The organism is Streptomyces sp. NPDC043726, from assembly GCF_056436565.1.
The window spans coordinates 717,919-734,029 of record NZ_JBWKCI010000002.1 but is presented as its reverse complement, the minus strand read 5'-3'; the positions used below and the strand labels follow the sequence as shown (position 1 = coordinate 734,029).

Here is a 16,111-nt window from a genome sequence, read left to right as displayed (position 1 = left end):
GCCTGACATTCCCGTTTCCCGTTGTGCCGGAGGTTTCCCATGACCATGGAGTTCGCCACCCGCTACCGGTCCCGCTCGCACATCCCCGCCGAGCCGGGCAAGCCGTACTTCATCGAGAAGGGCATGGGCGACCGCGCCCACCTGTTCACCGACCTGGTCACCGTCTACGCCGGCGGCGAGCAGACCGAGAACGCCTTCAACTTCTTCACCGTCGAAGGCCCCAAGGGCGACCTCATCCCCGCCCACTCCCACGCCGACACCCACGAGGTCTTCTACGTCACCGACGGCGCGGTCCGCCTCTTCGTCGAGGACCTCCAGGGCGAGCAGTACGAAAAGCTGCTCACCGCGGGCGACTTCGGGTTCGTCCCCAAGAACTGCCCGCACGCCTACCGCATCGAGCGCCACCACAGCCGGATCGTCGGTGTCGCCGCGGGCCCGGGCGGGACCTTCGAGCGGTTCTTCGAGAACCTCGGCACACCCACCGAGGAACTCGGGCTGCCGGCAAAGCCGTACGTGCCCGAGCCGCAGAAGTTCGGCACCGTCCCGCAGGAGTACGACGTACGCTTCCTGCCCGACCACAAGTGGCGCACCGAAGGCTGACCACGTGGCATACGTACAAGCGCTGCTGGCCGGAACCCTGGTCGGCGTCCTGTACGCGGCACTGCGCGTCAAAGCCCCCGCTCCCCCACCCGTCGCACTGGCCGGCCTGCTCGGCATACTGCTCGGGCAGAGCCTCCTGGAGAAGCTGTGACGGCCGCACACCGGACCCGGGCTACCTCGTACGGCCGCCGCCTCGTGATCTCCCTCGCCGCTGGGCTGGTGATGGGCACCCTCTACGGGGTCGTCGGCATCCACGCCCCCGCGCCGGCCCTGCTCGGGCTGACCGGCCTGCTGGGCATCGGCCTCGGAGAGAGCGCGGCCACCGCACTCGGCGAACGGATGGCCAGCCGCCGCGCCAAGCCGACGCCTCCTCAACCCCCGCACCCGGCCGACCCGGAGCAGACCCCCCGCTGCACCTGCCTGCCGTCCGCACCGCATTGACCTGCGCCCCGCCACCGACCGCACCTCGCCCGGCGGTGTCCCCTGTCTTCAGCCCGTCTCGTTCGGAAAGAGCCCCCATGCCCCTGCCGCCCGAACTCGCCGCCCTGCTCGCCTCACCCGCGCCCGCCGAACTGCCGCTCCCGTCCGCCGCGCACCCCGCCCCGGGGGTACGCCTGCTGCGCGGCGCCGTCTACTCGGCTCCCGTCGGCGGTTTCCGCCCTCTGGAACTCGACCTGTGGCTGCCCGAGGAGCCGCAAGGCCCCCTGCCGGTCATCGTCTACATCCATGGCGGCGGCTGGCGCACCGGCACCCGCACGGAGATGGGTCCGCGCTTCAGGCACTGGAGTCCCAGCCCCTTCGCCTGCCTCGCCCGGACCGGGTTCGCCGTCGCCAGCCTCGACTATCGCCTCACCGGCGAAGCCATCTACCCCGCGCAGCTGGAGGACGTCACGGCCGCCATGGCCTGGCTCAACGCCCGCGCCGACGAACTCGGCCTGGACACCGCCAGGACCGTGACCTGGGGCGAATCCGCCGGGGCCCACCTGGCCGCCCTGCTGGCCCTGACCACGCCGGTGAGCGGCTGCGTCGCCTGGTACGGGCCCACCGACCTGACCACACTGCCCGCCCAGTCCCGCCCCGGCGCCTACGACCCCGCCGACCCCACCACCCGCGAGGCCCTGCTGATCGGCGCGGCCGTCACAGCAGCCCCCGACCGAGCCCGCGCCGCCAGCCCGGTCACCCATGTCACCACCGGCGCGCCGCCGTTCCTCATCCTCCACGGCACCGACGACACCCTCATCCCCCTGGCCCAGGGCGAACAGCTCGCCGCGGCCCTGCGCGAGGCAGGCGCGCACGTCGACTTCCGTCCCGTGCCCGGCGCCGACCACGCCTGGGCGGGCCTGCCGGACGAAGACGTCGAGCAGTGCTTCACCGCCTCCGCGGACTTCGCCCGCGCCTGCGTGGGCTGATCGCCTCTCCGGCGGGCGCGGACACGCGAGGGACCAGCGTCTGCCTCGGTGGCAGGCGCTGGTCCCGGTCGCGGTGTGGGTGTCAGCAGGGGTTGATGTTCAGTTTGAACGTGGTGGTGGTGTTGCGGATGTTCTCGTCGTTGTCGCTCATCCGCAGGCAGTTGATGGTCGCCTCACCGACCGCCGGGCCCTGACCGGGTTCGGGCATCTCGTTGGCCCAGATGCCGATGCCGGACTTGGCGTCCCAGGCGTCACCGCTGCGCTTGGCACCGGTGATGGAGATGTCGGAGAGGATCGTGTCCTTGACGGGGTTCTCCGGCTGGCTGCCGTTGTACTTCGTCTGGAACATGATGCCGCTGTACGTGGGCGAGACGATGTCCACGTTGTTGATGCGGATGCCCTGGAACACCTTCGAGGCCGAGAACAGCCAGATTCCGGGGAAGGTCTGGTTGCCCCAGAAGTGGCCGCCCGCCCGGACGATCGAGATGTTCTCGAAGGTCGTGGGGTCGGTGCCGAAGCCGTTCATCGGGTAGCCGAAGTCCAGCGACGAGATGGTGATGCCGGAGTACACGAGCGTGTCGGCGATGTGGATGTTGCGGAAGGTGTTGTGGTAGCCGCCGTACACGGCGATGCCCGCGGCCCGCCAGGTCAGCGTGGTGGTGAGGTTCTCGTAGACGTTGTTCTTCATGTCCGCGCCGCCCGCGTCGATCGCCGAGAACAGCGCGAAGCTGTCGTCGCCGGTGGCCCGGGCGTCGTTGTTGGAGACGAGGTTGTCCGTGGAGCCGTTGGTCATGTTGACGCCGTCGGCGAACATGTTCCGGATCCGGGAGTTGCGGATCGTCATCCGGTCGGTGTTGGCGCCCCAGTACAGGCACACCATGTGCTCGTTCCAGATGTCGTCGATGACGATGTCCGACACGTTGGCGAAGTCGAACACCTTGCCCGGTCCGTCGATGCGCGAGGTGTAGTTGCCGAAGTAGGCGAAACCCTTGAACAGGGAGCCCTTCGCGGCCGCCTCGGCGCGGAAGCCGACGTCGGTGTTGTCCTGCGTGGAGGGGGCGTGGAACTTGGTGTACCAGGGTCCGGCGCCGACGACCTTGACGGCCTTGCCGTACACCTGGAACTTGCTCGACGTCTGGTAGTCGCCGGGCGGCAGGTAGACGCCGACGAGGTGGCCGGTGGTGTCCATGCGGACCCGGTCGAGCGCGTTCTGCACGTCCTGGTGGGTGAAGCCGGCCGGGACCGCGTAAGCCGCCGGGTCCGGGTTGGCGACCGGGGCGACCTTCTCCAGGTCGATGAAGTCGAAGGCGTAGTGGGCGGCGCCGTTGGCGGCGTCCTTCTGCAGGCGGATCTTGCTGCCGGCCGGGACGGTTTCGCCCAGCATGAGGTGCGCCTCGTCGTAGATGTGCCGGGGCGCGCCCGAGCCCGGGTCGTTGCCGGGCGAGGCCTCCGCCCCGTACAGCCAGGCGTACTTCGACGTCAGCGGGAGGGCCTTCTTGAAGACGCCGTCGACGTAGACGTTGATGGTGGAGTTGATGCCTCCGCCGCCCGCTGCGTCGGGGATGGAGAAACGGGTGACGAGGGTGTTCGTCTCGGCGCGGGTGGTGAACTCGACGTACTCTCCGGTCGCGTCGAGGGTCACGGCCTTGCGGCCGGAGGCCTCACCGGCGATGTCGCCGATGGTCCGGTTGGGGCCGACCACCTTCGCGCCGCCGCCGACGGTGGCGTCCTCCGCCTCGTAGGTGGTGTACGGCATGTTGGCGCCGCGGCCGACGAACAGCGGCTGGGTGGAGGTGTTGTTCTCCCGCTTGACCGGCACTTCGTTGGCGTCGGCGGCGATGACGGTCTTCACCGTGTAGGAGCCGTTGGCCGCGGTCCAGGAGCCGAGGCTCACCTCAGCGGTGGCACCGGCGGCGATGACACCGGTGTGGGCGCCCGTCAGGGTCTTGATCGTGGCCCCGCTGTCGTCGGTCAGCGTGAGGGTGACCGCGTGGCTGCCCGAGGCGCTGGCCTCGGTCCCCTGGTTCTTCACCGGCACCTTGAAGGTGACGGTGTCGCCCGCGCTGGGGCTGGAGGGGCTGGTGGTCACGGTTCCGGCGACCAGGTCGGAGCTGGCGACCGGCTTGACCACCAGGGCGGTGGGCCTGGTGTAGGTGTTGTTGGTCTCGTTCTGCTCGACGACGTCGTTCGGCTCGTCCGCGACCGCGCTGAGCTCGTAGGAGCCCGCGTCGCGGGCCCCGATGGAGGCCTGGACCGTGCTCTGGGCGCCGGATGCGAGGGCGCCGACGTCGGCGGTGGCGACCTTGGTGCCGCCCAGGCGCACCGCGACCTTGCTCGCCGGTGCGGTCGCCGGGCCGTCGTTGCGGACGGTGGCGCCAACCGTGATGGCGTCCGACTCCACCGGTGCGGCCGGTGACGTGGTCAGACCCGTGACGACGAGGTCCGGGTTGGGCGCGGGCACGCCGACGACCTGGAACTCGGCGAGCTGGCCCGCCGGGGCGCCGGTGTTGGCGGTGAACCTCAGCCGTACGTCGGCCACCCGGTCCGTGACCGGGATGGTGACGGTGTTGGCGCTGCCGGGGCTGAAGTCGTAGCTCTTCGCGGCCACGAGGGTGGTGAAGGCGGTGGCCTTCTGTTCCCGGCCGAGGACCTCGATCGTCTGGGAGCGGGCGGACCAGGCCGCGTCCGGGTTCAGCTTGAGCACGAGCCGTTCCAGGTCGGCGTTGGCGCCCAGCTTGACGGTGAGGGTCTGGGGGTAGCTGCCGCCGGCGCCCTCCCAGTAGGTGGAGGTGCTGTTGTCGTTGGCGTTGGCGGCGACGAAGGTGTGCACCGTGGAGGACGCCTCGATCGGCTTGCCCACGGCGAGGTTGGAGCCGGTGCCGCCGCTGCCGTTGCGGGTGACGCTGTTGCTGTCGCCCGACTTGTTGCCGGCCGCGTCCTTGGCCCGTACGACGTAGGTGACGGTGCTGGTCGTCGGCTGGGTGTCGGTGTAGGTGGTGACGTTGCCGGCGACGCTCTCGCGCAGGACGTTGTTGGCGTAGATGTCGTAGCCGCTCACGCCGACGTTGTCACTCGAGGCGGTCCAGGTGAGCTTGACCTTGCCCGGCTCGGCCTCGGTGAACGCGAGGTTCGACGGGGCGGTCGGGGCCTGGGTGTCACCGGCGTCGCCTACCCGGGTGACGGTGTTGGAGTCGCCGGACTGGTTGCCGGCCGCGTCCCTGGCTCGTACGCGGTAGGACACGGTCTGGTTGGCCGGGCGGTTGTCGGTGAAGACGGTGACGTTTCCGGCGACGCTGGTCAGCAGGTCGCCGTTGGCGTAGATGTCGTACGCGGTGACGCCCGTGTTGTCGCTCGCGGCCTTCCAGGTCAGGCGGATCTGGCCGGCGGCGGGCTGGGTGTAGGCCAGCTCCGAGGGCGCGGTGGGGGCCTCGGTGTCGCCGGTCGCCGGGCCGTAGATCTCCAGCTCGGATATCTGGGCGGCGGGCTGGACGGTGTTGGCGGTGACCAGGACGCGGACGTAGCGGGTCGTGGCCGCGTCCAGGGTGATGGTCGCGGTGTTGTCGTTGGCGGCGTTGAAGGCGTGGGCCTGCGAGGACGTCAGGTCGGTGAAGCTGGTGCCGTTGGTGCTGCCCTGGATCTTCAGGGTCTGGCTGCGGCTCCCCCAGCCGGCCGGGATCTTCAGCACGACCCGGTTGACGGCCCGGGAGCTGCCGAGGTCGGCCTGGAGCCACTGCGGGAACGCGTTGTTGGAGCTCTCCCAGTAGCTGGCCCGGTTGCCGTCGTTGGCGTTGCCCGCCGCGTACACCTCGGTGTGGCTACTGGCGGTCAGGGTGCGCCCGGCGGCGAGGTTGGCGGAGCCGCCGTCGGCCGCGTGCACCTCGAGCTCGGAGAGCTGGGCCGCCTGCCAGCCGGTGTTGGCGGTGATGTCGACGCGGACGAACCGTGTCTGGGTGGCCGGGAACGACACCGTGACGGTGTTGGCCGCACCCGGGGTGAAGGTGTAGGTGGCGGAGCTCTTGAGGGTGCTGAAGCTGGTGCCGTCGGCACTGCCCTGGACGGAGAGGGTCTGGTTGCGGCTCTCCCAGCCCGCGGGCAGCTTGAGGACGACCTCGTCCACGCGGGTGGCGGTACCGAGGTCGGCCTGCACCCACTGGGGCAGGTTCGATCCGGAACTCTGCCAGTACGTCCCCTGGTTGCCGTCGGTGATGTTTCCGGCGCCGTACTCGGCGTGGGAGCTGCTCGCCGACGCGGTGTCGCCGAGCGCGATGTTCGGTCCGCCGGCGGCCTGGGCGGACATCACGGGTCCGCCCAGCGCCAGCAGGCTGATCGCGATCACGGCGCTCAGGCACCGGGATCTTCTCGTGGGGGTTCTCATCTGTCCTCGCTCTTCGGATCGTTCCGCGCAAGCGGTGGATGTCAGGTGCGGTTGATGACGAACTGCGAACCGGGCTCGACGCAGACGTCTTCCTCGGCCGAGTTGGTGATGGTGACGTCGGTGAGGGTGGCGCTGCCGCGGGCGCCGCTCATGGCGAGGACGCCGCAGCCGTTGACCGACTTGTCGATGCGGACGTTGCTGACCTTCACGTCCGGCATCGCGCCGCCACCCGTCTTGAACTGGATGCCGTCATAGGTCGAGTCGTGGATGTCGGTGTCGCGGATGGTGACCCCGGGGATGTTGGGTCCTTGCGCGAAGAGCGTGATCGCGCCGAACTCCTGGTCCTCGTTCCAGAACGCCCCGCCCGTGCGGTAGAGGCCGTTGTTGGCGATGAGGGTCTGTCCGGAGAAGGGCAGCGGGTCGTGGTCGGTGGCGAGCATGATCCCCGGGTAGTTCATGGTGTCGGAGACCAGGTTGTTCTCGATGGTGTTGCCGTAACCGCCGTACACGGCGATGCCGTTGGCGCGCCAGGGCAGCTGGATGGTGTTGTTGCGGAAGTGGTTGTCGTGGCCGATGTCGACCGAGGTGTCCTTGACGTACTTGCTGGCCCATACGGCCAGGGCGTCGTCGCCGGTGTTGCGGAACGAGGAGTTGTAGACGGTGGAGTTGCGGGTGCCGTTGGCGAAGTTGACGCCGTCGGCGTAGGTGTTGCGGATGCGGACGCCGCTGAACTCGACCCGGTCGCCGGGCCCCCACAGCTCGGGGATGTTGGAGTAGTCGCGGCCGACCCAGGCACCGACGTTGGCGTGCTCGATCCACACGTTGGTGATCTTGGTGTCCTTGCCGAAGCGGCCGTTGAGGGCGACGCCGCCCTCCGCTCCCCCGTCGCCGCCGCGGATGGTGCCGGAGCCGAAGATGGCGATGTCGGAGATCTTGGTGTTGTCGTCGATGTCGAAGCCGAAGTTGCCCTCGTGCGGGTGGTTGATGCCGCCGGCCTGGTGCGGCGGGGTCAGCGAGTACAGCTGCGAGTGCCACATGCCGGCGCCGCGGACGGTGACGTCCCGGATGCCGACCTGGTTGTACTGGCCCCGGTTCTGCGGGTCGTCGGTCAGGATCTTCTTCTCCTGCCGCCACTGGCCGGCCGGGATCCAGACGCAGTCGATCTCGCCCTTCTGGTCGGCGGTGACGGCGCGCTGGATGGCGTCGGCGTCATCAATGCCGTCGTTGGGCACGGCCCCGTACTCGGTGATGGAGGCGCAGGTGGCAGGCTTGGCGGCCGGGGCCGCGACCTGCTCCAGGTCGACCAGATCGACGATGTAGAAGGCGGCGGAGTCGCCCGCGTCCCGCTGCAGACGGAACTTCGTGCCCGCCGGGTAGGTCTCGGTCAGCAGCGCGTGGGACTCGTCGAAGAGCCGTCGGGCGTCACCGCCCGGGTTGTTGGTCAGGCCCTCGGGATCGTCGGTGCTGCCGTACAGCCAGCTGTGCTTGGACGAGAGCGTCAGCTTGCGGACGAACCGGCCGTCGGCGTACAGGCTGAGCGTGGCCTCGCGTCCGCCGCCGCCGGCCGCGTCCGGGATGGAGTTGCGCACCACGATGGAGTTGGCGGCGCTGGTGGAGGTGAACTCCACGTGGTCGCCGGTGGCGTCGAGCCGTACCGACTTGCGGCCGGAGGACTCGGTGGCGAAGTTGGTGTGCCCGAAGGTGCGCTGCTTGTCGGCGGTCAGGAGGGTTCCGTCGTAGGTGCCGTCCTCGGCCTCGTACTCGGTGTAGGGGACGGCGGCGCCGCGTCCTACGACGATGGAGCGGGCGAAGACGTTGTTGTTCTCGTCGGTCTCGGTGACCGTCTGGGTGGCGTCGGCCGTGGCGGTCAGGGTGGCGCCGCCGCTGGTGGCCTTCCAGGTGCCGTCGATGGTGACGGTGGCCGTGTCGCCGGCGGCGATGGTGCCGGCCGTGCCCTGGAGGGTGGTGTCGCCGACGGTGAGGCGGGTGACGGTGCCGGTGGGGACGGCCGTGGTGCCGCGGTTGTTGACGGCCACGGTGAAGGAGACGTTCGAACCGACCGCGGGCGAGGCGGGGTTGCTGGTGATGCCGGTGACCCTCAGGTCCGGGCCCGGTGCCTGGGAGACGGTCAGCTTCCTGTCGGCCGTCCGGCTGTTGTTGGTGTTGTCCAGCTCGGCGACGGTGTCGGTCGGGTCGACGGCGGCGGAGACGGTGTAGGAGCCGGTGGGGCGCTTGCCGACGGGGACGGAGACGGTGGCGGACGATCCGGCAGGGAGGGCGGCAACCGGAGCGGAGCCCGCGACGGCGCCCTCGACGCTGACGTTCACCGTCGTCGCGGGGGCGTTCGCGGTCCCTGCGTTACGGACGGTGGCGTCCACCGTCACCTCGTCCTTCTCGGACGGGGAAGCCGGGGACCAGGTCAGGTCGGTGACGACGAAGTCGGGGTGCGGGGCGGACGTGCCGATCACCTGGAACTCGGCGACCTGCGCGCCAGGGGCGCCGGTGTTGGAGTGGAAAGCCAGTCGCACGTCCGCGACACGGCCAGTCACCGGGATCACGACGGAGTTCTGGCCCGTTGACGGGCTGAAGGAGTACTCAGCGCGGGCTTTGAGTGTGGTGAAGGCGGAGGCGCCCTGTGCGCGTCCCAGGACCTCCAGGGACTGCTTGCGTGCCGCCCAGATCTGATCCGGGTTCAGCTTGACGGCCACGGCCTCGATGTCCGCGTCGGCGCCGAGCTTCACGGTCAGGTTCGAGGGGAAGCCCGCCGACTCCCAGTAGGTGGTGAGGCTGTCGTCGTTGGCGTTGGTCGCCACGTAGTTCTGCGTCGAGGAGGTCGCCTCGATCGGCTTGTTCCGCGCCAGGTTGGTGCCCTGCGGGGGCGGGTCGACGGCGCCTCCTTCGCCGTAGATCTCCAGCTCGGACAACTGAGCCGCGTTCCAGCCCGAGTTGGAGGCCACCTGCACCCGGACGTAGCGGGCGGTGGCGGAGGGCAGGTCGATGGTGACGGTGTTCGCCTGGGACGGGGCGAACGTGCGGGCCTGGGCTGCGGCGAGCGTGGTGAAGGAGTCGCCGTTGGCGCTGCCGAGGACGGACAGGGACTGGGAGCGCTGCTCCCAGCCGGTGGGAAGTTTCAGTGCGACGCGGTCCAGGCCCACCTGGGAGCCCAGGTCCACCTGCACCCACTGGGGGAAGGAGCCCGCCGGGCCCTCCCAGTACGACTGCTGGCTGCCGTCGGTGACGTTCGTGGCCGGGTAGCCGCCGTGCGCTCCGCCGGCCGTCGCCGCTCTGCCGAGCGCGAGGTTGGGATCGTCGTCCGCCGCGTGTGCGGGGACGGGCAGCAGCCCGACGGCGAGCAGGCCCGCTGCCAGCAGACCGACCCCCCATCGCCTGCCCGTGCGTGTGCCTCTCATGGTGGCCCTTCCGCGATGTGGGCGCGGCACGTCCCCGGCTCCGCCTGCCGGGCCGCCTGGACATGGACATCCGTGCAGGGCCCGGTGAGCGAGCTGACAAGGTCATGCGCCGGGAGCCCAACATGACTCCGACAAGGAACTGCGACGCAAAGCCAAATTCTTGAGCAACTTTGTGACTTGTTTGCATCGCTGGAGTGAGAGGTTTCTACTGTGTGACGAGTTTGTCAACGGTTCCGTCCGGGTCATGACAGTCAGCAGGCCCGGAAATGCCAACGGCGCCGGTAGCAAAGCCGTGTTGAGCGGCTTTGCTACCGGCGCCGAGGACTAGAAGCGGGGGGCCGGTCAGGCGGGCACGGTCAGCGCGCCGGGGGCGGCGCGGTCGACCCGCGGACGACGAGCTCGGGCTCGAACAGGAGCTCGCCGGGGTGGGAGTGGGAGCCCTGGATCTGGGCGCACAGCAGGTCCACCGCCGCGCGGCCCATCGCCTCGATGGGCTGGCGCACGGTCGACAGCGGCGGCTCGGTGCACGTCATGAACGCCGAGTCGTCGAAGCCCACGACCGACACGTCCGCGGGGACGGCGAGCCCGCGCCGGCGGGCGGCCCTGATGGCACCGAGCGCGAGCGGGTCGCTGCCGCAGACGATGCCGGTGACGCCCTGCTCCAGCAGCCGCGCCGTCGCGGCCTGTCCGCCCTCCAGCGAGAAGATGGACCGCTGCACGAACTCCTCGGGCAGCGCCATCCCCATGGCCTTCGCGGCCACCCGGGCGGCGTCCAGCTTGCGGCGCGAGGGCACATGGTCGGCGGGGCCGACGACCAGCCCGATCCGTTCGTGGCCGAGCGAGGCCAGGTGGCGCCAGGCCTGCTCGACGGCGACCGCGTCGTCGCAGGCGACGCACGGGAAGTCCAGGCCCTCGATCGACGCGTTGACCAGGACGACCGGCACCTTCCGCTCCGCCAGCAGGTGGTAGTGCTCGTGCGGCGCGTCGGCCTGCGCGAACAGACCGCCGGCGAAGACCACGCCGGAGACCTGCTGCTGGAGCAGCAGGTCGACGTAGTCGGCCTCGGCCACCCCGCCCTTGGTCTGTGTGCAGAGCACCGGGGTGAGCCCCTGCTGCGCCAGCGCACCGCCGATGATCTCCGCGAAGGCGGGGAAAATCGGGTTCTGCAGTTCGGGCAGCACCAGGCCGACCAGCCGGGCGCGCTCACCGCGCAGCTGCGTCGGGCGCTCGTATCCGAGCACGTCCAGCGCCGTGAGCACGGACTGCCGTGTCGCCTCGGAGACACCGGGCTTGCCATTGAGGACACGGCTGACCGTGGCCTCGCTGACCCCCACCTTCTTCGCCACCTGGGCCAGTCGTCGCGTCATGTATGCAAGCGTAACGCAAAACCCGCAAGTTGTTGCGGCCGTCTCACTTCCTTTCTCGCCGCCCGGCGAACCTCACCTGCCCCCAGCACGCCGTTCATGGTTGTCCGCCCCGCGTAAACGAGCGCAAGCCCGTACGCGGGGCGAGGACCCTGCAGGGTCCCTGTCACCAGGGGGACGGGGCCGGCGGCGGCACCACCGGGGGCCGGTCGTCGCAGGTGATGGTGTTGGGCAGCAGCCGGTCGGTGAGCCAGCCGCCGTCGTTGCCGCCGCGGTCGGTGAGGGAGAACTCCGACCCGGTCGGCGGGAAGTTGAACGAGCCGCAGTTGTTCACCCCGACGGCACCGACGTTGCGGGCGTCCACGTTCTCGAAGGTCGCGGACCCCTTCACCCGGGCACTGACCACCGACGTGCCGGTGCCGTCGACCCGGATGTCCTTGAAGTGGACCGCCGGGATGCCGTACTGGTCCTTCACCCCGTACTCGCTGACCAGCATGATCGCGTTGTAGGTGGAGTCGAGGTAGTGGTCGCCGGTGACCTGTACGTCGGCGTCGATGCTCTTGTCCAGGGCATACAGCCACAGTGCGCCGAGGCCGATCTTCCAGTTCAGCTCGAAGGTGCCGGCCCGCACGGTGGTGTTGTCGGTGAAGCGGAGCGTGCCGGTGAACGGCTCGGCGCCGAAGCGGGCGCCCGCGTGCAGGGCGCTGCCCTCGCGGACGGGGTCGGCCACGAGGTTGCCGCTGACGGTGTTGTCCCGGCCGCCGTAGACGGCGATGCCGTTGGCGAGGGTCGGGGACTGGACGGTGTTGCGGGAGATGACGTTGTCCGCGTCGGCGGTGGTCTGCGACCACATGGCCAGAGCGTCGTCGCCGGTGTTGCGGACGAAGTTGTTGTGGACGAGTGAACCGGTCACGCCGGTGTGGAAGTTCAGCCCGTCGGCGATCTGGTCGGTGATGACATTGTCGGTGACCTCGACGTTCGACATGGGGCCGTCGAACCACAGCCCCACCTTGGTGCGGTGCAGGTACAGACCGCGAACGGTGGAGTCGCTCATCGCGCCGCCGATGGCGTTGACCTGGTCGTCGTCGATCCGCTCGCGGACGTCGCCCTCGATGGCGAAGCCGGACAGGTGCACATTGCGGCTGCCGCCGCTCGCCGCGCTCTTGCCGTACAGGCCGACTCCGGTGTGGCGTGAGCCGTCGGGCGCGGGCTGCTCCAGGGCGACCTGGCGGCCCTTGAGGATCGTGTGCCAGCTTCCGGCCCCGGTGATCGTCACGTCGTCGACGACGATGTGCCGGTTGACCTGATACGTGCCGGGCGCCAGGTAGACGGGCCGGTCGGTGCGGCGGGCGACGGTGATGGCGCGCTCGATGGCGGGCGCGGCATCGCGCCGGCCGGTGGGGTCGGCCCCGAAGGCGCGGATGTCGACGCCGCCGCGGACGGCACGCGGTGGCGCGACCAGTTCGGAGTCGAGCAGATCGATCACGGTCCAGGCCGCCCGGCTGCCCGCCGGCACCGTCAGCCGTACGCGCTCGCCCGCGCCGTAGGTACGGCCGAGGAGCAGGCGCTGCTCGTCGTAGAAGTGGGTCGGGCGGAAGGGCTTGGTGATCTGCGGTGCCGGTGTGGTGTCGGCCGGGACGCAGGCGCACTCGGTGATCCACCAGTCGGGGTGCAGGAGGTCGGCCTGCGGATCGTTGGTGAACGGGTACTGGTTGTACAGCCAGGAGTACTGCGACGTGAGCGTCATCGTCTTGCGGTGCCGGCCGTCGACGCTGACGTCGAGGGGCGCCGTGATGCCGCCGCCCTGGGGGGCGTCGGGGATGCTGTAGCGCACGGTGAGGGCGTTCGCGGCGCGGGGCAGGACGAACTCGACGTGCTGGCCGGGCATGAGCTGCACCGCCGTGCGCCCCGATGCCTCGGAGGCGAGGGTGTAGGCGGTGCGGTCCGGGCCGATGATCCGGCCGTTCGTCGTGGCGTTCTCCGCTTCCTGTTCGTCGAAGGGCACTGCGGCGCCGCGTCCGGCGACGAGCCCGGGATCGAGGGCAGCGCGCGTGACCACGGGCTGGGTCCGCGCGGCGGGCGGCTCGGCGGAGGCGGCCGTGGCGTCGAACGCGGTACCCAGGAGGAGAAGGGCGCCGGCGAGGGCGCCGGTTCTTGCGGTGGTGCGGGCGCGACGTGGGGACATCGGGGCTCGCTTCTGTCGGGGAGGGAAGGAGGACGTGGCGCAGGGAGGGCAGGCGGTGCCGGGTGCGGTGCCCTGCCCGCGTGGTGCGGACAGGGCGGTCGGAGGGTGGGGCGCGCAGCCACACGACGGCGCGGGTCAGGCGCGCGGCCACACAGCGGCGCGGGTCAGGCGCGCAGCCACACGGCGGTGTCCTTCGGCAGCGTGTGGTCGGCGTGCAGCGGGCCGCTGGCGAGGAGGAGGCGCTCGTACGGCGGGAGGGCGGCGGGTGAGTCGGAGAGGTTGACGACGCAGACCAGGCCGTCCGTTCGGCTGAAGGCGAGGACATCGTCGGGGGCGCTCAGCCAGGTCATCGGGCCGTCGCCGAAGCCGGACCCGGTGCGGCGCAGGTGCAGGGCCTGACGGTAGAGGGTGAGCATCGAGTCCGGGTCGTCGCTCTGCCGGTCGACCGCGTAGCGCGCCCAGTCGGCGGGCTGCGGCAGCCAGGGCTCGGCGGCCTGGGCCCCGAAACCGAAGGACGGTGCCTCGGCCTGCCAGGGCAAGGGCACACGGCAGCCGTCGCGGCCGGGATCCGTGCCGCCGGAGCGGAAGTGCATCGGATCCTCGATGCGGTCCAGCGGGATGTCCGCCTCGGGCAGGCCCAGTTCCTCGCCCTGGTAGAGGTAGACGGAGCCGGGCAAAGCGAGGGTGAGCAGGGCGGCCGCGCGGGCGCGGCGGGTGCCGAGGTCCAGGTCGGTGGGGGTGCCGAAGCGCTTGTCGGCGAAGTCGAAGGCGGTGTCCGCGCGGCCGTAGCGGGTCACCGTGCGGGTCACGTCGTGGTTGCACAGCACCCAGGTGGCCGGGGCTCCGACGGGGGCGTGCTCGGCGAGGGTGTCGTCGATGGAGCGGCGCAGCCGCCGCGCGTCCCAGGGGCAGGCCAGGAAGTTGAAGTTGAACGCCGTGTGCAGCTCGTCGGGGCGCAGGTAGCGGGCGAAGCGTTCGGCGTCGGGCAGCCACACCTCGCCGACGAAGATGCCGCCGTACTCGTCGGCGACGGCCCGCCAGGAGCGGTAGATGTCGTGGATGTCGTCCTGGTCGATGAACGGGGACGGGTCGACGCCCTCCACGTAGTCGGGCAGGGCGGGGTCCTTGGTGAGCAGGGCGGCGGAGTCGATGCGTACGCCGGCCACTCCGCGTTCGAACCAGAAGCGCAGGACGTCCTCGTGCTCCTGGCGGACGGCCGGGTGGGCCCAGTTGAGGTCGGGCTGCTCGGGGGTGAACAGGTGCAGGTACCACTCGCCGTCGGCAACGCGGGTCCAGGTGGAACCGGCGAACTGCGACGGCCAGTCGTTGGGCGGCAGTTCACCGTTGGTCCCGCGTCCCGGCCGGAAGTGGAACAGTTCCCGTTCCGGACTGCCGGGGCCGGCGGCGAGTGCGGCCCGGAACCAGGGGTGCTGGTCGGAGACGTGGTTGGGGACGATGTCGACGATGGTCCGGATGCCGAGTTCGCGGGCCTCGGAGATCAGCTTCTCGGCCTCCGCCAGGGTGCCGAAGGCGGGGTCGATGGTGCGGTAGTCGGCCACGTCGTAGCCGCCGTCGACCAGCGGCGAGAGGTACCAGGGGGTGAACCAGACGGCGTCGACGCCGAGTTGTGCGAGGTAGGGCAGACGGGCGCGCACGCCCGCGAGATCCCCGGTGCCGTCGCCGTCTCCGTCGGCGAAACTGCGCGGGTACACCTGGTAGATGACGGCGTCGCGCCACCAGTCGTCGGTGCGGTGCGGGGTGGGGGCTGCCACGGGGCGGTCCTTTCGGGCAGGGTGGATCTTCGCCGCCGGCCCGGATGGCGGGGCGTCGGACGGGCCGGCGGCGAAGGCTTCGTGGGTGTGGGACGGGGCGGGGGCGGTCAGCCCTTCAGGCCGCCCGCGGTGAGGCCGCTCATGATGTTCCGCTGGAAGAGCAGGAAGATCAGCAGGGTGGGCAGGGAGGCGATCGTCAGCGCGGCGATCAGCACGTTCACCGGTACGCCGTTGGACAGGGAGTAGATCCCGACGTTCAGGGTCTGCTTGGCCGGGTCGGGCAGGGTGAGCATGGGCCACAGGAAGTCTTTCCAGACCCCGACCACCGCGAAGATCGACACCACGCCGAGGATGGGCCGGGAGATGGGCAGCACGATCGACCACAGGGTGCGCATCGGGCTGGCTCCGTCCATCGAGGCGGCGTCCAGGAGTTCCTTGGGGATCGAGTCGAAGAACCGCTTCAGCAGGAAGATGTTGAAGGCGTTCGTCACCGAGGGCAGCCAGATCGCCCACGGGGTGTTCAGCAGGTTCCGCTCGAAAATCGGCACGTCCAGGACCGTCAGGTACTGCGGTACGACGAGCACCGTCGCGGGGATCATCAGCGTCGCCAGCATCATGCCCAGGATCGCCTTGCCGAAGATCGGGCGGAGCTTGGACAGCGAGTAGGCGGCCGCCACGTCCAGGACGAGTTGGAAGGCGAGTGCGCCGAACGCGTAGTAGAGGGTGTTGCCCAGCAGTCCGGCGAGGTCCATGACGTCCCAGGCCTGCTGGTAGTTGTCGGGCTCGAAGGTCTCGGGCACCAGCGTCGGCGGGGTCTGGATCACTTCCTGCGCGTCCTTGAAGCCGCTGGAGATCAGCCAGTACAGCGGTCCGAGGAAGACCAGCGTGAAGCCGCCGACGACCACGGTGAAAACGGTCCAGTACACGGCTTTGCCGCGGGGCCGGGCGAGTTGGGCCGGCGAGATGAGCGTACGCGTGGACATGTCTCTCTCCTGG

Annotated in this window: 10 protein-coding genes; 4 read left to right on the top strand and 6 right to left on the bottom strand. The window is 70.2% G+C overall.

Annotation, left to right across the window (positions count from 1 at the left end; all coding sequences use genetic code 11):
• The first annotated feature begins 39 nt into the window (after window positions 1–39).
• The 4 genes from AC068Z_RS08010 to AC068Z_RS07995 all read left to right on the top strand — a co-directional run bounded on the left by AC068Z_RS08010 (window position 40) and on the right by AC068Z_RS07995 (window position 2,009).
• A complete protein-coding gene (locus tag AC068Z_RS08010) occupies window positions 40–600 on the top strand; it encodes a quercetin 2,3-dioxygenase (protein WP_478553416.1) in 561 nt (186 codons plus the stop codon).
• A gap of 4 nt (window positions 601–604) precedes the next feature.
• Window positions 605–751 carry a DUF1427 family protein gene (locus tag AC068Z_RS08005; protein WP_478553414.1) on the top strand — a complete coding sequence of 49 codons (147 nt, stop codon included), beginning with the start codon at window positions 605–607 and terminating at the stop codon, window positions 749–751.
• Window positions 748–1,041 (top strand): DUF1427 family protein, encoded by a 294-nt coding sequence (locus tag AC068Z_RS08000; RefSeq protein WP_478553412.1) that lies wholly within the window; start codon window positions 748–750, stop codon window positions 1,039–1,041. The genes AC068Z_RS08005 and AC068Z_RS08000 overlap by 4 nt, the downstream gene beginning before the upstream one ends.
• A gap of 77 nt (window positions 1,042–1,118) precedes the next feature.
• On the top strand, window positions 1,119–2,009 hold the full coding sequence (locus AC068Z_RS07995) for an alpha/beta hydrolase fold domain-containing protein (protein ID WP_478553410.1): 891 nt from the start codon (window positions 1,119–1,121) through the stop codon (window positions 2,007–2,009).
• A gap of 82 nt (window positions 2,010–2,091) precedes the next feature.
• On the opposite strand, the gene AC068Z_RS07990 is transcribed toward AC068Z_RS07995, so the two are convergent.
• The 6 genes from AC068Z_RS07990 to AC068Z_RS07965 all read right to left on the bottom strand — a co-directional run bounded on the left by AC068Z_RS07990 (window position 2,092) and on the right by AC068Z_RS07965 (window position 16,098).
• A complete protein-coding gene (locus AC068Z_RS07990) occupies window positions 2,092–6,384 on the bottom strand; it encodes a discoidin domain-containing protein (RefSeq protein WP_478553408.1) in 4,293 nt (1,430 codons plus the stop codon).
• A gap of 41 nt (window positions 6,385–6,425) precedes the next feature.
• Window positions 6,426–9,794, bottom strand: a complete 3,369-nt coding sequence (locus tag AC068Z_RS07985; RefSeq protein WP_478553406.1) for a CARDB domain-containing protein — start codon at window positions 9,792–9,794, stop codon at window positions 6,426–6,428.
• 356 nt (window positions 9,795–10,150) lie between these two features.
• Window positions 10,151–11,161 carry a LacI family DNA-binding transcriptional regulator gene (locus AC068Z_RS07980; protein ID WP_451726430.1) on the bottom strand — a complete coding sequence of 337 codons (1,011 nt, stop codon included), beginning with the start codon at window positions 11,159–11,161 and terminating at the stop codon, window positions 10,151–10,153.
• 163 nt (window positions 11,162–11,324) lie between these two features.
• Entirely contained in the window at window positions 11,325–13,343 is a 2,019-nt protein-coding gene (locus AC068Z_RS07975; RefSeq protein ID WP_478553404.1) for a glycosyl hydrolase family 28-related protein, read from the bottom strand.
• A gap of 164 nt (window positions 13,344–13,507) precedes the next feature.
• A complete protein-coding gene (locus AC068Z_RS07970) occupies window positions 13,508–15,115 on the bottom strand; it encodes a glycoside hydrolase family 13 protein (protein WP_478553403.1) in 1,608 nt (535 codons plus the stop codon).
• Between the two features lie 107 nt (window positions 15,116–15,222).
• Window positions 15,223–16,098: a carbohydrate ABC transporter permease gene (locus AC068Z_RS07965; RefSeq protein ID WP_478553401.1), complete on the bottom strand. Its 876-nt coding sequence runs from the start codon at window positions 16,096–16,098 to the stop codon at window positions 15,223–15,225.
• Window positions 16,099–16,111 lie beyond the last annotated feature (13 nt).